The sequence below is a fragment of the Pseudomonas sp. GM60 genome (genome assembly GCF_000282415.1).
Taxonomy (GTDB): Bacteria; Pseudomonadota; Gammaproteobacteria; order Pseudomonadales; family Pseudomonadaceae; genus Aquipseudomonas; species Aquipseudomonas migulae.
Genome location: NZ_AKJI01000076.1, coordinates 59,518 through 66,368, shown reverse-complemented (window position 1 = coordinate 66,368; position 6,851 = coordinate 59,518). Strand labels below are relative to the sequence as shown.

8 protein-coding genes are annotated in these 6,851 nt (G+C 61.3%); 7 read left to right on the top strand and 1 reads right to left on the bottom strand.

All coding sequences use genetic code 11. The features are described 5' to 3' along the window. Positions 1 to 258 precede the first annotated feature (258 nt). The 7 genes from PMI32_RS10520 to PMI32_RS10555 all read left to right on the top strand — a co-directional run bounded on the left by PMI32_RS10520 (position 259) and on the right by PMI32_RS10555 (position 5,442). Positions 259 to 708 carry a DUF411 domain-containing protein gene (locus PMI32_RS10520; RefSeq protein ID WP_008031144.1) on the top strand — a complete coding sequence of 150 codons (450 nt, stop codon included), beginning with the start codon at positions 259 to 261 and terminating at the stop codon, positions 706 to 708. Next, a complete protein-coding gene (locus tag PMI32_RS10525) occupies positions 708 to 1,142 on the top strand; it encodes a YqaA family protein (RefSeq protein WP_008031142.1) in 435 nt (144 codons plus the stop codon). Before PMI32_RS10520 ends, PMI32_RS10525 begins: the two co-directional genes overlap by 1 nt. Before the next feature lie 84 nt (positions 1,143 to 1,226). Next, complete coding sequence (locus PMI32_RS10530; protein ID WP_008031140.1) at positions 1,227 to 2,249, top strand: alpha/beta fold hydrolase; 1,023 nt, start codon at positions 1,227 to 1,229, stop codon at positions 2,247 to 2,249. Positions 2,250 to 2,262: 13 nt separating this feature from the next. Further along, positions 2,263 to 3,216 carry a D-2-hydroxyacid dehydrogenase family protein gene (locus PMI32_RS10535; RefSeq protein WP_008031139.1) on the top strand — a complete coding sequence of 318 codons (954 nt, stop codon included), beginning with the start codon at positions 2,263 to 2,265 and terminating at the stop codon, positions 3,214 to 3,216. Positions 3,217 to 3,603: 387 nt separating this feature from the next. Beyond that, on the top strand, positions 3,604 to 4,134 hold the full coding sequence (locus tag PMI32_RS10545; protein ID WP_008031136.1) for a tetratricopeptide repeat protein: 531 nt from the start codon (positions 3,604 to 3,606) through the stop codon (positions 4,132 to 4,134). Positions 4,135 to 4,180: 46 nt separating this feature from the next. Next, entirely contained in the window at positions 4,181 to 4,678 is a 498-nt protein-coding gene (locus tag PMI32_RS10550) for an RNA polymerase sigma factor (RefSeq protein ID WP_202949142.1), read from the top strand. Beyond that, complete coding sequence (locus PMI32_RS10555; RefSeq protein WP_008031133.1) at positions 4,675 to 5,442, top strand: anti-sigma factor family protein; 768 nt, start codon at positions 4,675 to 4,677, stop codon at positions 5,440 to 5,442. The genes PMI32_RS10550 and PMI32_RS10555 overlap by 4 nt, the downstream gene beginning before the upstream one ends. 104 nt (positions 5,443 to 5,546) lie before the next feature. Here PMI32_RS10555 and PMI32_RS10560 read toward each other — a convergent pair whose 3' ends face one another. Then, the gene (locus tag PMI32_RS10560; protein ID WP_008031131.1) at positions 5,547 to 6,848 is read right to left on the bottom strand and encodes an ATP-binding protein; all 1,302 of its coding nucleotides are present in this window, start codon (positions 6,846 to 6,848) and stop codon (positions 5,547 to 5,549) included. Positions 6,849 to 6,851 lie beyond the last annotated feature (3 nt).

Here is a 6,851-nt window from a genome sequence, read left to right as displayed (position 1 = left end):
ATGGCGAGCCTTAGCGAGCCACCGAACGAAAGGGGCAAAAGCGCTTGGTTACTTGGCGCTCTTCCAAGTGACTCGCCGTAAGGGCGAAACCCATATCAGCCATCACCAAACCAATGGATATGTACACCAACCAAAACCCGTGCAACCCAGAATCCCCCACAACCCCAGCATTAATTCGAAACAATCTCGTCGCTCTTAACCGGCTAAAGTAGTCAAAATGCCTCTTTTTTTGACCGCCATCCGAGTCGAGATCCCTCCATGCGAACCCATCTGCGTCTGGTCGCCCTGAGCGCCCTGTTCATTTCGTCCCTGGCCCAGGCCGCCGACCTCATCCCCATCGAGGTCCACCGCGACGCCAACTGCGGCTGCTGCAAAAAGTGGATCAGCCACCTGGAGGCCAATGGCTTCAAGGTCGAGGATCACGTCGAAGCCAACATGAGCGAGTTCAAGCAACAGCACGGCGTGCCGCCACGCCTGGCGTCCTGCCACACCGGTTTGATCAACGGCAAATTCGTTGAAGGCCATGTCCCGGCCGATCAGGTGCTGGCCTTGAGCAAGCGTGACGATCTATTGGGCGTGGCCGCGCCCGGCATGCCCATGGGTTCGCCCGGCATGGAAATGGACGGCATGAGCGACGCCTATCAGGTGATCGGCCTGAAAAAGGACGGCGCTGACGTGGTGGTGGCGGACTACCCCGCCGCCCATTGATGTCTGCGGCGTACATCGGGCTGTTTTTCGCCGCATTCGGTGCGGCGACCCTGCTGCCGTTGCAGTCCGAAGCGGTCCTGGTGGGGCTGTTGCTCAGCGAGCAGTACTGGCTCTGGTCGCTGCTGGCAATTGCCACGCTGGGCAACGTGCTCGGCTCGCTGCTGAACTGGTGGCTGGGTCGCGGTATCGAGCGGTTTCGCGACCGGCGCTGGTTTCCGGTCAGCCCAGGCCATCTGGACAAGGCCCGCATTCATTATCAGCGCTACGGTCATTGGTCGTTGCTGTTGAGTTGGGTGCCTGTCATCGGTGACCCACTGACGCTGGTCGCCGGCGTCATGCGCGAACCGCTGGGGCGCTTCCTGCTGATCGTGACGCTCGCCAAAGGCGCCCGTTACGGCGTGCTGGCCCTGGCGACTTTGGGCTGGATCGGTTGAACCATCACCCGCCGCGATTGCCTGTGCTTAATGCCGCCCTAATCATGCCGATCCAGCATCGCCGATTTCCTCTGGAGTCCACCCATGCCCCTCGCACGCTCCCGCTGGCTACCGAGCCTGCTGCTGACCGCCGCACTGCCGGCCATCGCGGCCGAAGGTCCGGAATATGGCCCCGAACTGCAAGGCTTCGAATACCCCTATACGCTCAAACATTTCGCCTTTGAGTCCCAGGGCCAGTCCCTGCAAATGGGCTACATGGACGTCGCCGCGCACGGCAAGGCCAACGGGCGCAGCATCGTGCTGATGCATGGCAAGAATTTCTGCGGCGCAACCTGGGACACGTCGATCAAGGCCTTGAGCGACGCCGGTTACCGGGTCATCGCGCCGGACCAGATCGGTTTCTGCACCTCCAGCAAACCGGACAATTATCAGTACAGCTTCCAGCAACTGGCGGCCAACACCCAACAACTGCTCAAAGCCCTCGGCATCCAGAAAGCCAGCCTGCTCGGGCATTCCACGGGCGGCATGCTCGCCACCCGCTATGCGCTGCAATATCCCGAGCAGGTCGAACAACTGGCGATGGTCAACCCAATCGGTCTTGAAGACTGGAAAGCCCTCGGCGTGCCGTATCGCACGGTGGATCAATGGTACGAGCGTGAGCTCAAGGTGACGGCGCAAGGCATTCACGACTATCAGCGCAACACTTATTACGACGGCCGCTGGAAACCCGAATTCGACCGCTGGGTAGACATGTACGCAGGCATGGCCAAAGGCCCGGGCAAAACCCGGGTGGCGTGGAACTCGGCACTGCTTTACGACATGATCTTCACCCAGCCGGTGTACTACGAATTCAAGGACCTGAACGTGCCGACGCTGTTGCTGATCGGCACTGCCGACTCCACGGCCATCAACAAGGACATCGCCTCACCCGAGGTCAAAGCGAAAATCGGTCACTACGACGTACTCGGCAAACAGGTGGCGAAACTGATTCCTCACTCGACGCTGGTCGAATTCCCCGGCATGGGCCACGCGCCGCAAATGGAAGAACCGGCAAAATTCCACCAGGCCCTGCTCGCCTGGCTGAACAATTCCAACCCCGTTCATTGATGAGGTAAGGCGGATGGCTGTGCAGATTGCGGTACTCGATGACTGGCAGGATGTGGCGCGGCAGGTGGTTGACTGGTCGGCGCTGGACGTCATCTGCCAGGTGAGTTTCATCCATGACTATCCGGCGGATAACGAAACGCTGGCAGCACGGCTGGCCGGGTTTGAAGTGATCTGCGTAATGCGCGAGCGCACCCGCTTCGATGAAGACCTGCTGCGTCGGCTACCGACACTCAAACTGCTGGTCACCGGCGGCATGCGCAACGCTGCCCTCGACCTGAAAGCCGCTGCCGCGCTTGGCATTCAGGTCAGCGGCACCGACAGTTACAAACACGCCGCGCCGGAACTGACCTGGGCGCTGATCATGGCGGCCACCCGCAACCTGGTCGTGGAAGCCAACGCTCTGCGTGCAGGTAAATGGCAACAAGGCCTGGGTGGCGACCTGCACGGCAAGACCCTGGCGATTCTCGGTTTGGGCAGCATTGGCCAGCGAGTCGCCCAGTTTGGCCAGGTGTTCGGCATGCGGGTAATCGCCTGGAGCGAAAACCTCACAGCCGAACGCGCCGCCGAAGTGGGCGTGACCTACGTCAGCAAGCAGGCGTTGTTCGAACAGGCCGACGTGTTGTCGGTGCATCTGGTGCTCAGCGACCGCAGTCGCGGCTTGGTCAACGCGCAAGCGCTGGACTGGATGAAACCCACCGCACTGCTGGTCAACACGGCTCGCGGGCCGATTGTCGATGAGGCGGCGCTGATCAAGGCGTTGCAAAAACGACGGCTGGCCGGTGCGGCGCTGGACGTGTTCGAGCAGGAACCCTTGCCCGCTCATCACCCGTTCAGGACGCTGGAGAATGTGCTGGCGACGCCGCATGTCGGGTACGTCAGCCAGCAGAATTACCATCAGTTCTTTTCGCAAATGATCGAGGACATTCAGGCCTGGTCAGCTGGAGAGCCGATCCGGTTGCTCAGCTGAGACCCGTTCATCGCCGGCTTGCCGGCGATTGCTCGCACCACAGATCTAACTGGCCTTCACCGCGACAAACGCCGCCGTCACATAAAGCACCGTCACCACGTCCTTGCCCCGCAATTCGGGCTCAGCGGCGATCAGCACGCGAATTCGCCCATCCACCTTCGCCCTTCCTGCACTGATAAAGCCGCGACAAAACGGGTGGACACCCAGATCGACCACGGACCTGTGTGCGCGTGCCTTGAAAAGACCGCCAGAAAGAAATGAATAATTGTTCACCCTGCGGTGTTCATGACAGCGAAGACTCATCATTTCGGCCTGCGGGATAACACCTTGCGTGCATGTTGCCGGGGCGTGGTTGAACTGAAACGAATAAACCAGTGGAGATCATCCATGAATACCCGTCTTACTGTTTTTACCGTTCAGCTACTACTTGCCTTTGCGTTGTCCGCTACCCTTGCATTGGCCAATGGTGACGATGACGCACCGGCCAGGCCCAACTGCCCGAAAGGCCAGGTCTTCGACTCCAGGTCGCAAAAATGCGTGAGGCAGACCAGCGGCGAGGTATCCGATGCCGACCGCACCGATTACGCCTATCGGCTGGCAAAGGACGGTCGCTACGAGGAAGCCCTGGCACTGCTCGACACGCTGAAAGAACCCGACACCGCCAAGGCGCTCAACTATCGCGGCTACGCTACGCGTAAACTGGGGCGCACCGACGAGGGCATCGGTTACTACCTGCAATCGGTCAAACTCGATCCGCAGTACGCGCAAGTCCGCGAGTACCTCGGCGAGGCTTATGTGATCAAGGGCCGGCTGGATCTCGCCCAGGAGCAGTTGCAGCAGATAAAATCGATCTGCGGCAGCACCTGCGAGGAGTACCGGGACCTGGCTGAAGCCATTAACGATTCATCGAAAACCTGACAGGACGGAGGTCGCCATCGCCAGCGATCAGGCAATACGGGCAGAGCTGGGCCAGCACCTGGCGCGCTTATGGCGCTACGGCCTGCTGCTGTCCCGGCAGCGGCATGTCGCCGAAGACCTGGTGCAGGCCACCTGCGTGCGGGCGCTGGAGTGTGCCGGGCAATTTGTCCCCGGCAGCCGCCTGGACCGCTGGCTGCTGAGCATTCTGCATTCGATCTGGCTCAACGAAGTGCGTTCGCGCCGAGTGCGTCAGGGCCAGGGGCTGGTGGATGCCGACAACGCCTTGTCGTTCGACGGTGAATACGCCGCGCAAACCCACGTGCTCGCCACGCAGGTGATTCGGCGCGTCGATGCGCTGCCTGAAGCGCAACGCGAAACGGTATTTCTGGCCTACGTGGAGGGCCTGTCCTATCGCGAAGTCGCCGAAGTCCTGGACGTGCCCATCGGCACGGTCATGAGCCGCCTGGCCGCGGCGCGGGCGAAACTGGCCGAGTACCCGCCCTTGCACGCGGTGTCGAACCCTTCCACAGGAGAACGTCGATGAACGATCACACGATGCCTACGGACGAGCAACTGGTGGCCTACCTCGACGACCAACTCGATAGCGATCAGCGCACCCGCATCGACGCAGTCATCGCCGAAGACTCGATGCTCAACCTGCGCCTTCAATGGCTCGCCCGCAGCAGCCTGCCGTTCAAGGCCGCCTACGACGAACTGGCGCAACAGGCGCCCGTGGACCGCCTGCAAGCGATGCTCGACACCTTGCCCTCGCCTGCCCGGCCGGCGATAAATCGGCGCAGGTTCCTCGCGGCGGCAGCCGGCCTGGTGCTGAGCGGCGTGCTCGCGGACCGGTTGTTCCTTGGCTGGCAGGCGAGCCAGCACAAATCCAGCTGGCGAGGCCTGGTGGCGGACTACATGTCGATGTACGTGCCGCAAACCCTGGAACACTTGCCCAGCGACGAAGCCACTCAGCGCGCGCAATTGCACACCATCGACGCACGCCTGGGGCTGCGCCTTTTACCGGCTCAACTGAGCCTGCCACGCGCTGAGCTCAAACGCGCACAAATCCTCGAATACGACGGCATGCCCATCGCCCAGATTACGTATCTGGACCCGGCGCACGGCCCCATGGCGTTGTGCGTCACCCGCTCAAACAGCGGCAGTCGCCACTTCGCCCACGAGCGTCGGCACGGAATGAACGTGGTGTATTGGGCGGACATGGAACATGCGTGGATGCTGATCGGGCACAACCCGGCGTCGGAGCTGGAGGAGATGGCGAAGGTGTTGCGCAGTCGGCTAAGCGCGTGACCTGTAGGAGCCGGCTTGCTGGCGATGGGGCCATCAGACATTGCGTTGAATTCAAGGACGCCATCGCCGGCAAGCCGGCTCCTACACAGGTTTTGCGGCGGTCATCAGGCCGGGATCGGTAACCACAAACGGAACCGTGCACCGCCCAGCGGAGACGGTTCGACAGTGAGCGTGCCGCCCTGTGCCTCCAGCGCCCGACGACTGATCGCCAATCCCAGGCCAAAGCCACCTGTCGCCCGATCGCGACTGCGATCCAGTCGATAAAACGGCTCGAAAATCCGCTCGCGTTCGTCATCGGGAATGCCGATCCCGTCGTCATCGACCCAGATTTCACACCCCTTGGCACAGACCTGAACCCCGATCTGAATACGCTTCTCGCAGTAGCGCATCGCGTTGCGCAGCAGGTTCTGAATCGCCCGGGCAGTCAGCCGAGGATCGAGTGTGAAGCGTTCGAGCTGGCCGTGAAGCAGCACGTCGATCACGATTTCAGGGGATTCCAGCTCCTCATCGACACTGCCCAGAATGCTGTCGATGAACTCATCCAGCGACACTTCCACCTGTTCCGGTAGCCGGGCCGGATTTTGCAAGCGGCTATAAGACAGCAGCTCCAGCACCAACTCATCCAGTTCACGAATGTGCGCGACCAGCCCTTGCAGGCGCTCCCGACTGGCAGCCGGCAAATCGTCGGACAGTGCCAGCGCGAGACCAAAATCCAGGCGGGTCAGCGGTGTGCGCAGCTCGTGAGAAACGGCGTTGAGCAAATCCCGCTGCTGGTTCAGCAGGTTTTCGATATCGCCGGCCATGGTGTCGAAAACGTTGGCCAGGCTACCGATGTTGGAGTGCGTGGGGATCTGGGTGCGCTCGCTCAAATGCCCCTTGCCGAAGCGTTCAGCCGTGCCTTTGAGCCGCTCCAGGTCGCGCCAGTGCGGGCGCAGCCACAGCAACAGGCACGCGAGCATGGTCGCGCCGATCAGCACGTTGATGCTCCAGTACAGCAAATTCACGTCCAGCGGGTCCGGCGGCACGACCATTTGCACGACGGTTTGCGAGTTCAACGGTGCCACCGCCAGCGTGCGCCAGCCCCAGTCGCCGATGCGCACGACATTCTCGCCACGCTGCAAACGTTTCTGTTCCGCCAGGGTCAGGCCGTCATCGTCATTGCGGCTGAGGACGATGTGCAGCGGGTTGAATTCCTTGTCCATCTCGGCCGCCAACGCCGGCCACTGCGTTTCGGGCACGGCGTGAAACTGTTTGACGATCAGCGACTGCAACCCGCGCGAATAATCGAGGTTGTAGGTGACAAAGCGCTCCTGGAAGACCTTGATCACCACGTCCGGCACCAGATAAATCGCCGCGCTGTACGAAATGATCGTCACCAGGTACAGGCGAAAGAGGATTCTGAACATCGT